Origin of the sequence: Halosaccharopolyspora lacisalsi, from assembly GCF_014137975.1 — a bacterium.
Lineage (GTDB): Bacteria > Actinomycetota > Actinomycetes > Mycobacteriales > Pseudonocardiaceae > Halosaccharopolyspora > Halosaccharopolyspora lacisalsi.
Genome location: NZ_JACGWZ010000001.1, coordinates 433,819 through 448,358 on the forward strand (window position 1 = coordinate 433,819; position 14,540 = coordinate 448,358).

Genomic DNA, 14,540 nt, shown 5'->3' on the forward strand with positions numbered 1-14,540 from the left:
TAGTGGCTACTCGGTGTGCCGGATCCCGGGGACGAGGCGACGTCTGAGGTTCCCCTACCCGCACCGCTCGAAAACCACTCCACAAGGACTCTTCCGTGGCACGTTACGACTCGTTGTTGGACACCCTCGGCGACACCCCGATGGTGGGGTTGCCCAGCTTGTCGCCGTCGGAAAACGTGCGACTGTGGGCGAAGCTGGAGGATCGCAACCCGACCGGCTCCATCAAGGACCGGCCCGCGCTGGCGATGATCGAGGAGGCCGAGAAGGCCGGCAGGCTGACCCAGGGTTGCACGATCCTGGAGCCGACCTCGGGAAACACCGGCATCTCGCTGGCCATGGCCGCCAAGCTCAAGGGCTACGGGTTGGTGTGCGTGATGCCGGAGAACACCTCGGAGGAACGCAGGCAGATCCTCCAGGCCTACGGCGTCAGGATCGTCTCCTCCCCGGCCGCGGGGGGTTCCAACCAGGCCGTGGTGGTGGCCAAGGAACTCGCCGAGCAGAACCCCGACTGGGTGATGCTGTACCAGTACGGCAACCCCGCCAACGCCGAGGCGCACTACAGCACCACGGGACCGGAGATCCTGCGCGACCTGCCCGGGGTCACTCACTTCGTCGCCGGGCTGGGCACCACCGGGACCCTGGTCGGCGTCGGCCGGTACCTGCACGAGCAGAAGTCGGGAATGCAGGTCGTGGCCGCGGAGCCGCGCTACGGCGAGCTCGTCTACGGACTGCGCAACCTCGACGAGGGCTTCGTTCCCGAGCTCTACGACTCCAGCGTGCTGACCAGGCGGTTCTCGGTGGGCTCCTACGACGCCCTGCGGCGTACCCGGCAGTTGCAGGAGAACGAGGGCATCTTCGCCGGCATCTCCACCGGCGGCGTGCTGCACGCGGCGTTGACCATCGCCGAGAAGGCCGAGCGGGCCGGGGAGACGGCCGACATCGTGTTCGTCGTGGCCGACGCGGGCTGGAAGTACCTGTCGACGGGGGCCTACGGTGGCACCCTCGACGAGGCGGCCCAACGACTCGACGGCCAACTCTGGGCGTAGTGCGATTTTCCCTAAAGTTGTGCCACAACTTTAGGGAAAATCGCCCAGCTCCCGGCGCAGGCCTGACGAACCGTGCCCCTCACCCCGCGAAGGTGGTGGTGCGCAGTCCCTGGCCGAGGTCGGTGAGGGCGAGCAGGGAGCCGTCGAGTTCACCGGCCTCGGGATCCTGTCCGGCCGAGGTCACGTACAGCTCGGTGAGCTCGGAGCCACCGAAGCAGCACGCGGTCGGGTTCCGCACCGGCAGGGACACCGTCCGGTCCGGCGTGCCGTCGGGCGCGTAGCGGCGCAGTTCGCTCCCCACGGTCGTCCACAGGCACCCCGCGGTGTCCACGCACAGTCCTCGTGGCTCGCCGTCACTCACGTGGCACAGCGGGCGACGGCAGGAGAGCTGGCCCGAGGGCGCGTCGAAGTCGAAGACGTCGATCCGTCGTGTCGGTCCGTCGACGAAGTACAGCAGCGTGTCCTCCGGACTCCAGGCCAGACCGGTACCCCTGGCCACGTCGTCGAGCACTGCCGCTGCCGCCCCGTCGCCGCCGACGCGGGCGAGCCAGCCGCTCCCCGCGGCGTCCTCGTGCTGAGTGCTCGCCCAGAGCCGCCCCCTGGTGTCGACCGCGCTCACCCCGCCGACGAAACCGTCACGCGCCCAGTACACGAGCCAGGTTCGCTGCTCGTCGTCGTCGGGGAACAGTGCGATCCCCTCGGCGAGGTGCAGCATCAGACCCCGGCCACTGCGTGGCTTCGCCGCGCTCACGGCGTGGGGGACCTCCAGTTCGTGGTCCCGGGGATCGGGTCCGAATCGGTGCACGGTTCGAGCGGCGGCATCGACCCACAGCAGACTGTTCGTACCGGTGTCCCACGTCGGGGACTGCCCCAGGCGAGCCGCCGCTCGCACCGCGATGTCGGTTTCCGGATGAGCGGACACGCCCGCATCCTTTCAGACTGGTGATCGACGACGTGCGATTTCCGGGTTTTCCCCGATGGGAACCGGGCGCGCGCGGCGTAACCTCGGTGGTGTGGAAACCCGCCCGATGGCCTCGAACCAGGGCCGACGGCCCCGCGTCGTGCCCGCGAAGCCGCTGCGCGCGGCTTTCGTGGTGCTCGGGTTCGTCGTCGTGCTCTACCTGGTCGAGCTGATCGACACGTACTTCGTCCCCGCCGAGCTGGAATCCAACGGTATCGATCCACGCTCGGTGGGCGGACTCGACGGCATCCTGTGGGCGCCGCTGCTGCACGGGGGATGGGATCATCTGCTCGCCAACACCGTGCCACTGCTGGTGCTGGGCTGGTTGGCGCTGTCCGGGGGGATCCGGCAGTTCGTCGCGGTGACCGCCGTGGTGTGGATCGTCGGTGGGTTGGGGACCTGGTTGATCGGCGCCGACAGCGTTCACATCGGTGCTTCCGGACTGGCCTTCGGCTGGATGGTGTTCCTGCTGGTGCGCGGGTTCTTCAACCGCAGCTTCGCCCAGATCGCGGTGGCGGTGCTGCTGTTCGCCTACTGGGGCGGCATGTTGTGGGGAGTGCTGCCCGGGCAACCCGGTGTCTCCTGGTCGGGCCACCTGTTCGGCGCGGTCGGCGGGTTGGTCGCGGCCTGGCTGGTGACCCGCGCCAACCGCCGCTCGGGTTCCCGCTCCTCGCGGAGTCGTTCCGCTGGGACAATGAGCCCGTGACGGATGCACCGATCGGAATCTTCGACTCCGGCGTGGGCGGTCTCACGGTAGCCCGCGCGATCATGGATCAGCTTCCCGGAGAGCGGGTGCGCTACGTCGGCGACACCGCCAACGCTCCCTACGGGCCGCTGTCCATCGCAGAGGTCCGCGAGCACGCCCTCGGCGTGGCCGACGCGCTGGTCGACGAGGGGGTCAAGATGCTGGTCATCGCCTGCAACACCGCTTCGGCGGCCTGCCTGCGCGACGCTCGCGAGCGCTACGACGTCCCCGTCGTGGAGGTGGTGCTGCCCGCCGCGCGCCGAGCGGCGGCGACCACGCGCAGCGGCCGGGTCGGCGTCATCGGTACGAGCGCGACGATCCGGTCCCGAGCCTACGACGACGCCTTCGCCGCGGCCCCCGTGACGTTGAGCACGGTCGCCTGCCCCCGCTTCGTCGACTTCGTCGAGCGCGGGATGACCAGTGGCCGCCAGATTCTGGGGTTGTGCCAGAGCTATCTGGACCCGCTGCAACAGGACGACATCGACACCCTGGTGCTCGGCTGCACGCACTACCCGCTGCTGACCGGGGTGCTGCAAATCGTCATGGGTGACCAGGTCACCCTGGTATCCAGTGCCGAGGAGACGGCCAAGGACGTGGTGCGCGTGCTGACGGAGAACGAGCTGCTGGCCGAGCCGGCCGAGACCTCGCCCACCCACGAGTTCCGGCCCACGGGCTCACCCGAACCGTTCGCCAGGCTCGCCCGCCGGTTCCTCGGACCGGTGACCGGTGCGATGGAACCCCGCGACGTGTCACGCTCGGCCGTTTGACTGTTTCCTGCTCCCGAGGGGCGGGGATTCCCGTGGGGCTCGCGCCCGTGGGTTCCTGCTTCGTCGCCGGCTGCGGAAGGGAGGGCCCTTGCCGTCCGATGTCAGCTCCACAGGCTTCGCCGGGGTTTTCCCCGGCTACGGCACGACCTGCCGCGAGGACGTTCGTGGCCGCGTTGTGGTCCCGATCGTGTCGGGTGCGGCATTCCGGGCACGTCCAGTACCGGGTATCGGGCTTCAGGCGGTCCAGCAGGTGTCCGCACGCGGAGCACGTCTTGCCGGACGGGTACCACCGGTCGATGACGATGACGCGTTTCCCGGCGCGAGTAGCTTTGTATTCCGGTTGGCACCGGAACTCGCCGAGGGCGGCGTCGCGGATCGCTCGGTTCAGTCCGGCCTTCTGCTTGACGTTACGACCCGGCTTGTCGACGGTGCCTCGCGCCGAGCTGGACATGCCGTCCGGGTCGCGGGACACGATCACCACCGTCGGGTTGACCGTGTTCGGATCGATGTCGGTCCGGGACCACACGAACCGCAACGGGCTCGCCTGCTTCGCCAGCCGCAACTGACCGTCGCGGATGCGGAACGCCGACCGGGTGTAGTGCGCCGACAGGCGCCCGGTGCGGGACTTGAACCTCGGACACTTCGCGCGCCCGGTGAAGAAATCGCCGAACGCGGTGTGCTGATGCCGCAGCGTCTGCTGCAACGGCACCGACGACACCTGCGACAGGAATCCCGGACCCTCGGTTTTCCTCCACACCGCCAGCGCCGCGTCGGTCTCTTCGCAGGAGGTGGATCGGCCCTCGGTGTGGCAGCGGCGGTGTCGGGCATCCAGCGCCTTGTTCCGCACCGGACGTACGCACCCGAACGTGCGGCCCAGCTGGGCCGCACGTTCGGAGTCCGGGTACACCCGGCACCTGCACGCCGTCCGCACATTGATCACGCGACACGGTCGTCGTGTCCGTGTAAGGGCCGATTTCACGTGGGGGCGCGGAACATTCGGGATAGGCTTTCTCCTCGACGTGTGCATCGGAGCCTCCACCGATTGGAGTGCAGGTGAAGCTGACGATTCTGGGCTGCTCCGGCAGCATTCCCGGGCCGGACTCCCCCGCTTCCGGCTACCTGCTCGAGTCCGGGGACACGCGCATCGTGCTCGACCTGGGCAACGGCACGCTCGGAACGCTGCAGCGGTTCGTCGACCCCTTCGAGCTCGATGCCGTGCTGTTCTCGCACCTGCACCCCGATCACTGCGCCGACTTCGGCGCGCTGACGGTCCTGCGCCGCTACCACCCCGCACCGCCGTACGACCCGAAGCTGCGACGGCTGCCGGTGTACGGGCCGGAGGAGACGCACCACCGGCTGGCGGCGCTGTACGAACCGAGCTCGGAAGCACTGGCCGACGCCGACCTCTCCGACGTCTACGAGTTCCGCCCCCCGCCCTCCGAGCCGGTGCGGATCGGTGACTTCGAGGTGCGGGCGCTACCCATGGCCCACGTGTGTCAGTCGTGGGGGCTGCGCGTGGCAGCGCAGGGGCGCGTGTTGGCTTACACAGGCGACACCGGCCCCTGCGGGGATCTCACCGAGCTCGCCGCCGAAGCCGACGTGCTGTTGTCCGAGGCCTCGTGGCCGGACTTTCCCGACGCCCCGGACGGTCTGCACCTGTCCGGACGTCAGGCCGCCGAGGCCGCCACCGAAGCGGGTGTCTCCCGGCTGCTGCTGACCCACCTGCAACCGTGGTCGGACCGGCGGGCCGTCCTCGACGAGGCCAGGACGCACTTCGCCGGTCCGTCCGAACTCGTCGAAACGGGCCGTGTTTACGAGCTGTAGCGTGGGAACCCCGGTGCTGCCGGAAAACCGGGAACACCCGCCGAACGGCGAACACATGGGGAGAAAGCTTGACGATCACCGCTGTATGGCCGATTTCCTCGGAGCAGGACCCGAACGCCGGGGACAGCATGACCATCACCGATCCCGGCGAGATCGAGACGCTGGTTTCCCGGTTGTCCGAGTCCACCGCCGGGGCGGCCACGGTCTGGCACGAGGGTCGTGAGCTCGCCGACACGGACACCCAGATGCACGATCACGACGTCATGGCCCTCGTGGCCGAGGGGTACGGCTACCTGAGCTACATCGACGCCGACCACGACTACGCGGTCCTCGACGGCGACCCCGCGTCCCCGGCGTGGAACGGGGAGGACGTCGACTTCCCCAAGGGCAGTGGAGTCTCCCCGGAGACGCTGGCCGAGGCTCTGCGCGAGTTCCTGGACTCCGGGGAGCGCCCGGAGTCCGTGGAGTGGCAGCCGGCCGAGTGGTGACTGCCGCACCTGCCGGGCTGCGTCGGCGACGAGGCGACACCTTAGGCTGGACGCGTGGCAAGAGCTGATGGCAGAAATGACGATGCGCTTCGTGACGTAAAGATTACCCGGGGTTACCAGGACTGGCCCGCCGGGTCGGTGCTGGTGGAGTTCGGACGCACCCGCGTGCTGTGCGCGGCCAGCGTCCAGGACGGTGTTCCCCGGTGGCGGTCCGGCTCCGGCCTGGGGTGGGTGACCGCCGAGTACGCGATGCTGCCCTCGGCGACCGGCAGCCGCAGCCCCCGCGAGTCGGTGAAGGGCAAGATCGGCGGGCGGACGCACGAGATCAGCCGGCTGGTCGGGCGCTCGCTGCGGGCGTGCATCGACATGTCGGCCCTGGGAGAGAACACGATCACGCTGGACTGCGACGTGATCCAGGCCGACGGCGGCACCCGCACGGCCGCGATCACCGGCGCCTACGTCGCGCTGGCCGACGCCGTGACGTGGCTGCGCGCGTCGCGGAAGTTGTCCGACCCGAAGCCGCTGTCCTGCTCGATCGCCGCCGTGAGCGTGGGCGTGGTGGACGGCCGGGTGCGGCTGGACCTGCCCTACGAGGAGGACTCGCGCGCCGAGGTGGACATGAACGTGGTCGCCACCGACCACGGCACCCTGGTCGAGGTGCAGGGGACCGGTGAGGGCGCGACCTTCCCGCGTTCCACGATGGACAAGATGCTCGACTTCGCCCTGGAGGGGTCGGCCCAGCTGTCGGAGATGCAGGCGGCGGCGCTGGCCGAGCCGTACCCGGGTGAACTTCCGGGAGGAATCAGGTCGTGACGAAGCTGCTGCTGGCCACGCGCAACGCCAAGAAGCTCGACGAGTTGCGCCGGATCCTGGAGGCCGAGGCGGTGACCGGTGTCGAGGTCGTCGGCCTCGACGCGGTCCCTGAGTTCCCGGAGGCCCCGGAGACGGGCGAGACGTTCGAGGCCAACGCCGTGGCCAAGGCAGCGGACGCGGCACGGGCCACGGGACTCCCCGCCGTGGCCGACGACTCCGGGCTGACCGTCGACGCCCTCAACGGGATGCCCGGGGTGCTCTCGGCTCGCTGGGCCGGTGGGCACGGCGACGACCAGGCCAACCTGGATCTGCTGCTCGGTCAGCTGCGCGACGTGCCGGACGAGCGCCGTGGTGCGGCGTTCGTCTCGGCGGCGGCGCTGGTGCGGCCGAGCGGCAGCGAGGTCGTGGTGCGCGGCGAGTGGCGCGGCGCGCTGACGCGCGAGGAGCGCGGCACCAACGGCTTCGGCTACGACCCGATCTTCGTCCCCGAGGGCGACACCCGCACCTCGGCGGAGCTCACCTCGGAGGAGAAGGACGCCGACTCCCACCGGGGGCGCGCCCTGCGGCTGCTGCTGCCGCACCTGCGGGAGCTGGCCGAGTAAGTCAGGTACGCGGTGGTGGTGCGATTTTCCCTAAACTTGTGTCACAAGTTTAGGGAAAATCGCAGAGACCCGGGGCGGACGTACCCGCTGATCCTTCCGGTGCTCCGCATCGGCGTCAATCAACCGAACGACTGTGACGCATCTCCCCCCGGTGTGGGCAGGGGTGATCCGGGCGGCTAATTTCCCGGTTCGTGTTCACCGGATGGCTCGAACTGGTCCTGTTCGCCGTGGTCGGATTCCTGTCCGGCGCGATCAACGCCGTCGCGGGCGGGGGGTCGCTGCTGGTGTTCCCGGCGCTGCTGGCCTCGGGAATGACGCCGCTGGTCGCCAACGTGACGAACTCGGTGGCCCAGGGCCCCGGCTTCGTCGGGGCCGTGGTCGGTCAGCGCCACGACCTCGCCGACAACAGGCGCAGGTTGGTCCCGACGTCGATCGCGGCGGTGCTGGGGTCGGCGGTTGGCTGCGCGTTGCTGCTCACGCTGCCCGGCTCGGTCTTCGACATGGTCGTGCCCGCGCTGGTGGGACTCTCGGCCGTGCTGATGGCCTTCCAGAACCTGATCCGCAAGTGGCTGGGCAATCCGGATTCGCACGGGCCGGACAAGACGGTGCTGCTCACGGCCGGGATCTTTCTCGCCTCGGTCTACGGTGGCTACTTCGGCGGAGCGCGCAGCGTCATCCTCATCGTGATTCTGGTGCTCACCGCCAACGCGGCGCTGCGCACGCTCAACGCCGCGAAGAACTGGCTGAGCTTCGTCGGCAGCGCGGTCACGCTGCTGATCTACGCGCTGGTGGCCCCGGTGGACTGGTTGGCCGTGCTGACACTGGTGCCGACCACGCTGCTGGGCGGGTTCGTCGGGAGCAAGCTCGCGAGGCGGCTGCCGTCGACGGCGCTGCGCTACACGGTCGTGGTGATCGCAGCGGCGGTGGCCGTCTACATGTTCCTGGACTGATGAATGAGGGGCGCCCCGCCGGGAAGGGCGCCTCGGGTGCTTCAGACGCCGATCTGCTTGCGCAGTCGCTCGACGTGGCCGGTGGCCTTGATGTTGTACAGCGCCTTGTCGATCTTGCCGTCGGCGTCGACGACGAAGGTCGAGCGGATGACGCCCTGCACGGTCTTGCCGTAGTTCTGCTTCTCGCCGAAGGCACCCCACTCCGTCATGACGGAGCGGTGCGGGTCGGACAGCAGCGGGAACGTCAGTCCCTCGGAGTCGCGGAACTCGACCAGCTTCTCCGGGGAATCAGGGGAGATGCCCAGCACGGTGAAGCCGGCGTCGTTGAGCTCGGCGAGGTTGTCACGGAAGTCGCAGGCCTCCGTGGTGCAGCCGGGGGTGCTCGCGGCGGGGTAGAAGTAGACGACCACGGAGCCGCCCCGGAAGTCCGACAGGGAGACGGTCTTGCCGTCGGCGTCGGTCAGCGTGAATTCCGGGGCGGCGTCGCCGGGGGAGAGTTTTTCGGTCATCCTCCGACGCTAGCCGATACGCCCGTGCGATCAGGGCCGTGGTGGCGTAGTCGACAGCTCTGTCTGCGAAACGGCGGAAATCGCCGGTGTCGCGGTTTCCACGCGGGGTTGGGCGGAGGCCATGATCGCACCCAGCCAGAGGCCGGCCACGGCCGAGAGAGTGACGGAGATCGCGGACAGTGTGTAGACGCGGAGGCTCACCGCGCGAGTCCTTTCAAGAGAAGTCGATGTTGGACATCATGGTGATCGTCGGGCACCGCTGAATCGTTACTGTCATCATTCGAACGGGTTACCGCCCGTGATTCGTCCGCAGCGCGCCCGGTGATCCGTTCGGGTGTGCACCGGTCGCTGTCGAGTTGCGCGCTCCCGCGGACGGGCGTAAACGAAGAGGCGCCGCCGATCGCACCCGAAGGGGAGACGATGCCGACAGTCGCCGACCAGTTCATCGAAGTTCTTGCCCAAGCCGGAGTCGAGCGGGTGTACGGCATCGTGGGCGACAGCCTCAACCCGGTGGTCGATGCGGTGCGCCGCACCGAGGGCATCGAGTGGGTCCACGTGCGGCACGAGGAGGCCGCGGCGTTCGCCGCCTCCGCGGAGGCTCAGATCACCGGAAGGCTCGCGGTGTGCGCGGGAAGCAGCGGGCCGGGAAACCTGCATCTGATCAACGGGCTCTACGACGCGCACCGCAGTGGTGCTCCGGTGCTGGCCCTGGCCTCGCAGATCCCGTCCGAGCAGCTCGGCACCGGTTTCTTCCAGGAAACCCACCCGGAGGAGTTGTTCGACGAGTGCAGCCACTTCTGCGAGCTGCTGTCCCAGCCCGAGCAGATGCCCCGACTGCTGCGCAGCGCGATGCAGACGGCGGCGGGACGGCGTGGCGTGTCGGTGCTGGTGCTTCCCGGCGACATCGCCCACAAACCGTCCGTGAACCCCACCGGGCACGGTGCGGTGCATTGTGAACCGCCGACGGTCGTCCCTCCCGACTCCCAGGTCCACAGGCTCGCGGAGGCGTTGAACTCCGCCGAGCGCGTGATGCTGTTCTGCGGAATCGGGACGCGGGGCGCCCACGACGAGGTGATGCGCCTGGCCGACGTGCTCAACGCGCCGATCGGCCACGCCCTGCGCGGCAAGGAGTGGATCCAGTACGACAACTCCTACGACGTCGGGATGAGCGGTCTGCTCGGCTACGGTGCCTGCTACGAGGCGACGCAGCGGGCCGATCTCCTGGTGCTGCTGGGCACCGACTTTCCCTACGACAACTTCCTGCCGCAGGCCAACACGGTGCAGGTCGACATCGAGGCCGCGCACCTGGGACGCCGCACGGTGCTGGATCTCGCGGTGCAGGGCGACGTGGGGGAGACCATCCGCGCCGTGCTGCCGCACGTCGAGCGAAAGACCGATCGGTCCTTCCTGGACCGGATGCTGCGCGAGCACGCCGACGCGCTGGAACAGGTCGTGGAGGCCTACACCCGCGACGTCGAGAGCCACGTTCCCATCCACCCGGAGTACGCCGCCGACGCGCTCGACGACCTCGCCGCCGACGACGCGGTGTTCACCGTGGACACCGGCATGTGCAACGTGTGGTCCGCGCGCTACATAACCCCCAACGGGCGCAGGCGCGTGCTGGGGTCCTTCGTGCACGGGTCGATGGCCAATGCGTTGCCCCAGGCCATCGGCGCGCAGCTGGCCGACCCACAGCGGCAGGTGGTCACGATGGCCGGGGACGGTGGCCTGTCCATGCTGATGGGAGAGCTGCTGACGCTGCGCACCCGGAACTTGCCCGTCAAGGTCGTGGTGTTCAACAACGCCTCGCTGGGCATGGTGAAGCTGGAGATGCTGGTCGACGGACTGCCCGACTTCGGCACCGATCACGAGACGGTGGACTTCGCCGCGATCGCCGCCGCGGTCGGGATTCACAGCGTCCGCGTCGACGATCCCCGCCACGTCCGCGAAGGGCTCGCCGACGTGCTGAACCATCCCGGTCCGGCGCTGCTCGACCTCGTGACCGATCGGAACGCGCTGTCCCTGCCGCCGCACGTCACCGGTTCCCAGGTGAAGGGATTCGCGTTGGCGGTGAGCAGGACGGTGCTGGCGGGTGGTGTCGGCAAGATGGTCCGACTCGCCCGCAGCAACCTCCGCAACATCCCGAGGTGACGGTTGCCCGGTCGATCTCCGCGGGATGGCCGGTTGGTGACGCGCCGTGGCGGCCGGAGGATACTGCCCGGTATGACAGCGAGTCCCACGGTGCGTCGTCGCCGCCTGGCCGCGGAACTACGCCGACTACGGGCGGCGGTCGACGTCACGCAACAGCAGGCCGCCACGCACCTCGGTTGCACCCAGGCCAAGATCGGACGATTCGAAACGGCCAAGCGCGTGCCGTCGCCGGGAGACGTCTCGGCACTGATGGACTTCTACGCCGTCGACGACGACCAGCGGGCACGGCTCGCCGATCTCGCGCGGGACGCGCGCAAGCGCGGATGGTGGCACTCCTACAGCGACGTGCTGCCCGAGTGGTACGAGACCTACGTCGGGCTGGAGGCCGAGGCATCGTCGATGCGGACCTACGAGTCCGACGCCGTTCCCGGGTTGCTGCAAACGCGAGAATACGCTCACGCGATCACGTCGTCGACGCTCGTTCGTCCGGATGAGAGCGAGGTGGCTCGTCGGGTGGAATTGCGACTCCGCCGACAGCACCGGATCACCGGGGAGAATCCCCTCGAATTGTGGGCGGTCATCGGGGAGGCGGCGCTGCGGCGTCGTGTCGGCGGTACCGGTGTGCTGCGGCGCCAACTGACCCACCTGCTCGAAATGTCCGAACGGGAGCACGTGACGGTGCAGGTCATGCCGCTGGACGCGGGCGCGCATCCGGCTCAGGCCGGGCCGTTCGTCATTCTCGGATATGCTCATCACGCCGATCCGGACCTGGTGTATCTGGAAACCCATGCCGGGGGCATGTATCTTGACAAGGAAGTGGAACTGTCCCACTACACCGCGATGATGGACCATTTGCGGGCGCACGCGTTGAATCAGCGAGCGTCGTCGCGAATCATCGACGAGCACAGAGGTGAATTGTAGATGGACGAGGTCGTCCGGTGGCGCACCAGCACTCGCACCCAGGGACAGGGTCAGTGCGTCGAGGTCGGGGCCGCCCGACGGGGGATCGGCGTCCGCGACACCAAGCACCGTCGCGGCGGATACCTGATGGTGTGCCGGCGCAAGTGGCGGGCGTTCGTCGCCGACCTCAAGAGCGGCCGGTTGTCCGGATCGGAGTCCGGGGCGGGGGCTTTTCTGAGCAGTACTGCCGTGCGCTGCCGGGACTCGTGAGCCGGGTGGGGGTCATCCTCGCGGGGCTTCCTCCAGGAAGGGACGCAGCAGCTCGGGCACGGCCTCCTCGGCGAAGGTCAGCCCCTCGCCCGTGGCCACGTCGCGGATCGCGTAGACGCCGTGTCCCGCCGACGTCGTGGCCGAGAGGGTGACCAGACCGGCACGTCGCTGGAACAGGGACTGCTTCACGCGCCACCCGATCACCCCGTCCCGGCGCAGCGCCACCGTGTTGCGCACGCCGGTGCCGCATCGCGCGATCAGGTAATCCCCGGCGATGCCGTGACCGAGATTGCGGTAGGCGTCGACGGCGCAGGTGCCCGCGGCCGGTAGTGCGATCACCGCGACCACCCACGCCCAGCTCGGCCCCGGAACCCCCGGTAGCGCGAGGGCCGCCGATGCGGCCACGATCGGGCAGGAGATCGCCAGCGACCAGATCAGCCGTCGCCGCAGGGCCGCTCGGGGATGCCGCCGCAGCGCGACATCGGCGAGCGAGCCGCGCTCCCGCAGCACGGCGGCGCTGACGCGGTGAGCCTCGGCGCGCGGGGCGGGAGGTAGCAGCGTCTTGCGCGCGGGCTGCTTGGACTCCTGACCCGTGCTCAGTCCCGTGGCCACCGCGTTGACCCTGGCGCCGCCCACCCACCGCAGCAGCAGCGGCTCGGCGAGTTCCGCTCCTCGCAGCCTGCGTTCCTCCAGCGACACCGATCGCGTGGTCAGCAGTCCGCGCCGCACGCGCAGCGTGTCACCGCGTTCGGAGTCGGTTCCGGGCTCGCGCGTGAGGCGGAACGCCCACCACATCTCGACCGACAGCGCCACCGAACCCGCCATGCCGATCAACAGCATTCCCAGCAGGACGGTGCCGATCCCCACCCACAGCGGAAGGGAGACGAACCGTTCGGTGGCCGCGTCGAGCAGTCCCAGCTTCTTGACGAGTTCGGACAACGAGCTGATGCCCGAGACCAGCGCACCCCAGACGACGAGCACGAACGAGGCCGTCAGCGCCGAGTAGCCGAACCACGCCGGACGTATCCGGGCGATCTCGTCCTCGGCGGGCTCGGCGGCAGGTGCCTGCCCGGCGCCGCGCAGCAGCTCGCGGCGCAACGCCGCGGCGCGGGAGGTGGTGACCGCATCCAGCTTGATCTCGCTGTCGGCACCGGACTGCTGACCGGTACCGATCTTGACCACGGACAGGCCGAGCAGGCGGTGCACCGGCTGGGAGGTGAGGTCGACGCTGCGGACGCGGTCCCTGGGGATGGAGCGGTGACTGCGCGAGAGGTTGCCCGCGCGCAGCTCGAAGCGGCGCGCGGTGATCCGGTAGCGGGTGAAGTACCAGCTCACGGCGGTCGCGGCCGAGACGAGCACGGCGATGCCCACCCAGATCCCCACCATGGACAGCACCGCCGCGACCTTCGCGCCGGTGAGGGTCATGAGGGCACCGGTCGGGATCAGCGGGGCGAGCGCGAGCACACCGACGGCCAGGACGCTCTTCGGGTCGAGCCGCTGCCACCGCTCGTCGCCGTCCGAGCCGCTCATGTGGCATCACCCGGTGCGGCCTGGGTGGTCGCCGTCAGGCGTTCCACCAGTTCGGTGGCGATCCGTCGGTCGAGCCCGTCGATGTTCAGCGGCCCGGCGGCGGAGGCCGTGGTCACGGTGACGCTGGAGAGCCCGAACACCTGCTGCAACGGACCGCGCGCGGTGTCGACGGTCTGGATCCGCGACATCGGCGCCACCCGCCACTCCTGGTTGACCCACCCGGACGCGGTGTAGACGGCGTCCTCGGTGGTCTCGTAGCGGTGCACGCGGTAGCGCCACGACGGCATCACGGCGACGTAGGCGATGCCGAGGACGCCGACGACGAGCAACGCGAGCAGCAACCAGTAGCGGACCGCCGGAAGCATCCTGCTCAGCACCGCCAGCACGATCAGCACCGGGACGACCGACAGCGCGGCCTGCACCGTCCACCACGCGATGGCCCGGCGCTCCACCCGGTGGCGGGGCGGGCGCAGCCGTACGGCCTCGGTCGGTCGTTCGTGCGGTTCGGACACCTGCGCTCCTCACTGCCCGCACTGCTTTCGCGGCATTCTCGCAGGGGCGGTCGGTGGTGGTGCGATTTTCCCTGAAGTTGTGCCACAAGTTTAGGGAAAATCGCACAAACCCCGGCACGGACGGACGCGGCCAGTTCGGCACCACCGGCGACCACGCCCAGCACGGCCAGGAACAGCACCCAGCCCGCAGCGGGACCACCCGGTGGGCGATCTCCTGGGCACGCAGGCCGGAGACGCCGATGACGCGCCGGACGTTGAGCTGCACGGCGAGGTCGACCAGGATCGAGATCAGCAGCGCGAAGGCGAAGGCGGCCCCGAGCTGGTCGGTGAACTCCGCCGTCTGGGTGATGAGTCCGGGACCGATCGAGCTGGTGGCCATGAGGAACATGGCGCCCAGCAGGGAGGTCCGCGTGGCACGGGACGTGCTCGCGCCTGCCAATGTCGTGCTTTCCGTCAGGTTGCGCCCTGCTCC

16 protein-coding genes and 3 pseudogenes are annotated in these 14,540 nt (G+C 69.3%); 12 read left to right on the plus strand and 7 right to left on the minus strand.

Annotated elements, in window-relative coordinates; genetic code table 11:
* Window positions 1-95 precede the first annotated feature (95 nt).
* On the plus strand, window positions 96-1,046 hold the full coding sequence (locus FHX42_RS02120) for a PLP-dependent cysteine synthase family protein (protein WP_182542476.1): 951 nt from the start codon (window positions 96-98) through the stop codon (window positions 1,044-1,046).
* 79 nt (window positions 1,047-1,125) lie between these two features.
* Here FHX42_RS02120 and FHX42_RS02125 read toward each other — a convergent pair whose 3' ends face one another.
* Window positions 1,126-1,968: an SMP-30/gluconolactonase/LRE family protein gene (locus FHX42_RS02125; protein ID WP_182542477.1), complete on the minus strand. Its 843-nt coding sequence runs from the start codon at window positions 1,966-1,968 to the stop codon at window positions 1,126-1,128.
* A gap of 106 nt (window positions 1,969-2,074) precedes the next feature.
* Here FHX42_RS02125 and FHX42_RS02130 point away from each other — a divergent pair, with 106 nt between their 5' ends.
* Window positions 2,075-2,713: a rhomboid family intramembrane serine protease gene (locus FHX42_RS02130; RefSeq protein ID WP_182543447.1), complete on the plus strand. Its 639-nt coding sequence runs from the start codon at window positions 2,075-2,077 to the stop codon at window positions 2,711-2,713.
* On the plus strand, window positions 2,710-3,519 hold the full coding sequence (gene murI / locus FHX42_RS02135; RefSeq protein ID WP_182542478.1) for a glutamate racemase: 810 nt from the start codon (window positions 2,710-2,712) through the stop codon (window positions 3,517-3,519). The genes FHX42_RS02130 and murI overlap by 4 nt, the downstream gene beginning before the upstream one ends.
* Before the next feature lie 169 nt (window positions 3,520-3,688).
* Here the strand turns inward: murI and FHX42_RS26180 are convergent.
* Window positions 3,689-3,970: pseudogene (locus FHX42_RS26180) on the minus strand (zinc ribbon domain-containing protein); the annotation flags it as partial.
* Between FHX42_RS26180 and FHX42_RS26185 the strand changes: the two are divergent.
* Window positions 3,921-4,085: a hypothetical protein gene (locus FHX42_RS26185; protein WP_235987134.1), complete on the plus strand. Its 165-nt coding sequence runs from the start codon at window positions 3,921-3,923 to the stop codon at window positions 4,083-4,085. The pseudogene FHX42_RS26180 and the gene FHX42_RS26185 sit on opposite strands and share 50 nt — an antisense overlap.
* 248 nt (window positions 4,086-4,333) lie before the next feature.
* On the opposite strand, the pseudogene FHX42_RS26190 reads toward FHX42_RS26185, so the two are convergent.
* Window positions 4,334-4,546, minus strand: a pseudogene (locus FHX42_RS26190) (helix-turn-helix domain-containing protein); the annotation flags it as partial.
* A gap of 26 nt (window positions 4,547-4,572) precedes the next feature.
* Here FHX42_RS26190 and FHX42_RS02145 point away from each other — a divergent pair.
* The 5 genes from FHX42_RS02145 (at window position 4,573) to FHX42_RS02165 (ending at window position 8,196) form a co-directional block, all read left to right on the plus strand.
* Window positions 4,573-5,343, plus strand: coding sequence for an MBL fold metallo-hydrolase (locus tag FHX42_RS02145; protein WP_182542479.1), 771 nt, complete (start codon window positions 4,573-4,575; stop codon window positions 5,341-5,343).
* Between the two features lie 68 nt (window positions 5,344-5,411).
* Window positions 5,412-5,831, plus strand: coding sequence for an Imm1 family immunity protein (locus FHX42_RS02150; protein ID WP_182542480.1), 420 nt, complete (start codon window positions 5,412-5,414; stop codon window positions 5,829-5,831).
* 54 nt (window positions 5,832-5,885) lie between these two features.
* A complete protein-coding gene (gene rph, locus FHX42_RS02155) occupies window positions 5,886-6,644 on the plus strand; it encodes a ribonuclease PH (protein ID WP_182542481.1) in 759 nt (252 codons plus the stop codon).
* The gene (rdgB, locus tag FHX42_RS02160; RefSeq protein WP_182542482.1) at window positions 6,641-7,246 is read left to right on the plus strand and encodes an RdgB/HAM1 family non-canonical purine NTP pyrophosphatase; all 606 of its coding nucleotides are present in this window, start codon (window positions 6,641-6,643) and stop codon (window positions 7,244-7,246) included. Before rph ends, rdgB begins: the two co-directional genes overlap by 4 nt.
* A 191-nt stretch (window positions 7,247-7,437) precedes the next feature.
* A complete protein-coding gene (locus tag FHX42_RS02165) occupies window positions 7,438-8,196 on the plus strand; it encodes a sulfite exporter TauE/SafE family protein (protein WP_182542483.1) in 759 nt (252 codons plus the stop codon).
* A gap of 41 nt (window positions 8,197-8,237) precedes the next feature.
* On the opposite strand, the gene bcp is transcribed toward FHX42_RS02165, so the two are convergent.
* Entirely contained in the window at window positions 8,238-8,705 is a 468-nt protein-coding gene (bcp, locus tag FHX42_RS02170) for a thioredoxin-dependent thiol peroxidase (protein WP_182542484.1), read from the minus strand.
* A 420-nt stretch (window positions 8,706-9,125) separates the two neighbouring features.
* On the opposite strand from bcp, the gene FHX42_RS02175 reads away from it, so the two are divergent.
* The 3 genes from FHX42_RS02175 to FHX42_RS02185 all read left to right on the plus strand — a co-directional run bounded on the left by FHX42_RS02175 (window position 9,126) and on the right by FHX42_RS02185 (window position 12,026).
* Window positions 9,126-10,856: a pyruvate dehydrogenase gene (locus FHX42_RS02175; protein ID WP_182542485.1), complete on the plus strand. Its 1,731-nt coding sequence runs from the start codon at window positions 9,126-9,128 to the stop codon at window positions 10,854-10,856.
* A gap of 72 nt (window positions 10,857-10,928) precedes the next feature.
* Window positions 10,929-11,777 (plus strand): helix-turn-helix domain-containing protein, encoded by an 849-nt coding sequence (locus tag FHX42_RS02180; protein ID WP_182542486.1) that lies wholly within the window; start codon window positions 10,929-10,931, stop codon window positions 11,775-11,777.
* Entirely contained in the window at window positions 11,778-12,026 is a 249-nt protein-coding gene (locus FHX42_RS02185) for a DUF397 domain-containing protein (RefSeq protein WP_182542487.1), read from the plus strand.
* Between the two features lie 12 nt (window positions 12,027-12,038).
* Here the strand turns inward: FHX42_RS02185 and FHX42_RS02190 are convergent, their stop codons facing one another.
* The 3 genes and pseudogenes from FHX42_RS02190 to FHX42_RS26195 all read right to left on the minus strand — a co-directional run.
* Window positions 12,039-13,556, minus strand: a complete 1,518-nt coding sequence (locus FHX42_RS02190) for a PH domain-containing protein (protein ID WP_182542488.1) — start codon at window positions 13,554-13,556, stop codon at window positions 12,039-12,041.
* Entirely contained in the window at window positions 13,553-14,068 is a 516-nt protein-coding gene (locus FHX42_RS02195; protein ID WP_182542489.1) for a PH domain-containing protein, read from the minus strand. Before FHX42_RS02195 ends, FHX42_RS02190 begins: the two co-directional genes overlap by 4 nt.
* A 190-nt stretch (window positions 14,069-14,258) precedes the next feature.
* Window positions 14,259-14,507, minus strand: a pseudogene (locus tag FHX42_RS26195) (hypothetical protein); the annotation flags it as partial.
* Window positions 14,508-14,540: the final 33 nt, after the last annotated feature.

Bases quoted from the DNA above. Each gene is read 5' to 3' on its own strand.
- FHX42_RS02130 (WP_182543447.1), top strand. From the start codon at position 2,075: ATGGCCTCGAACCAGGGCCGACGGCCCCGCGTCGTGCCCGCGAAGCCG.
- bcp (WP_182542484.1), bottom strand. From the start codon at position 8,705: ATGACCGAAAAACTCTCCCCCGGCGACGCCGCCCCGGAATTCACGCTG.
- FHX42_RS02175 (WP_182542485.1), top strand. From the start codon at position 9,126: ATGCCGACAGTCGCCGACCAGTTCATCGAAGTTCTTGCCCAAGCCGGA.
- FHX42_RS02180 (WP_182542486.1), top strand. From the start codon at position 10,929: ATGACAGCGAGTCCCACGGTGCGTCGTCGCCGCCTGGCCGCGGAACTA.
- FHX42_RS02185 (WP_182542487.1), top strand. From the start codon at position 11,778: ATGGACGAGGTCGTCCGGTGGCGCACCAGCACTCGCACCCAGGGACAG.
- FHX42_RS02190 (WP_182542488.1), bottom strand. From the start codon at position 13,556: ATGAGCGGCTCGGACGGCGACGAGCGGTGGCAGCGGCTCGACCCGAAG.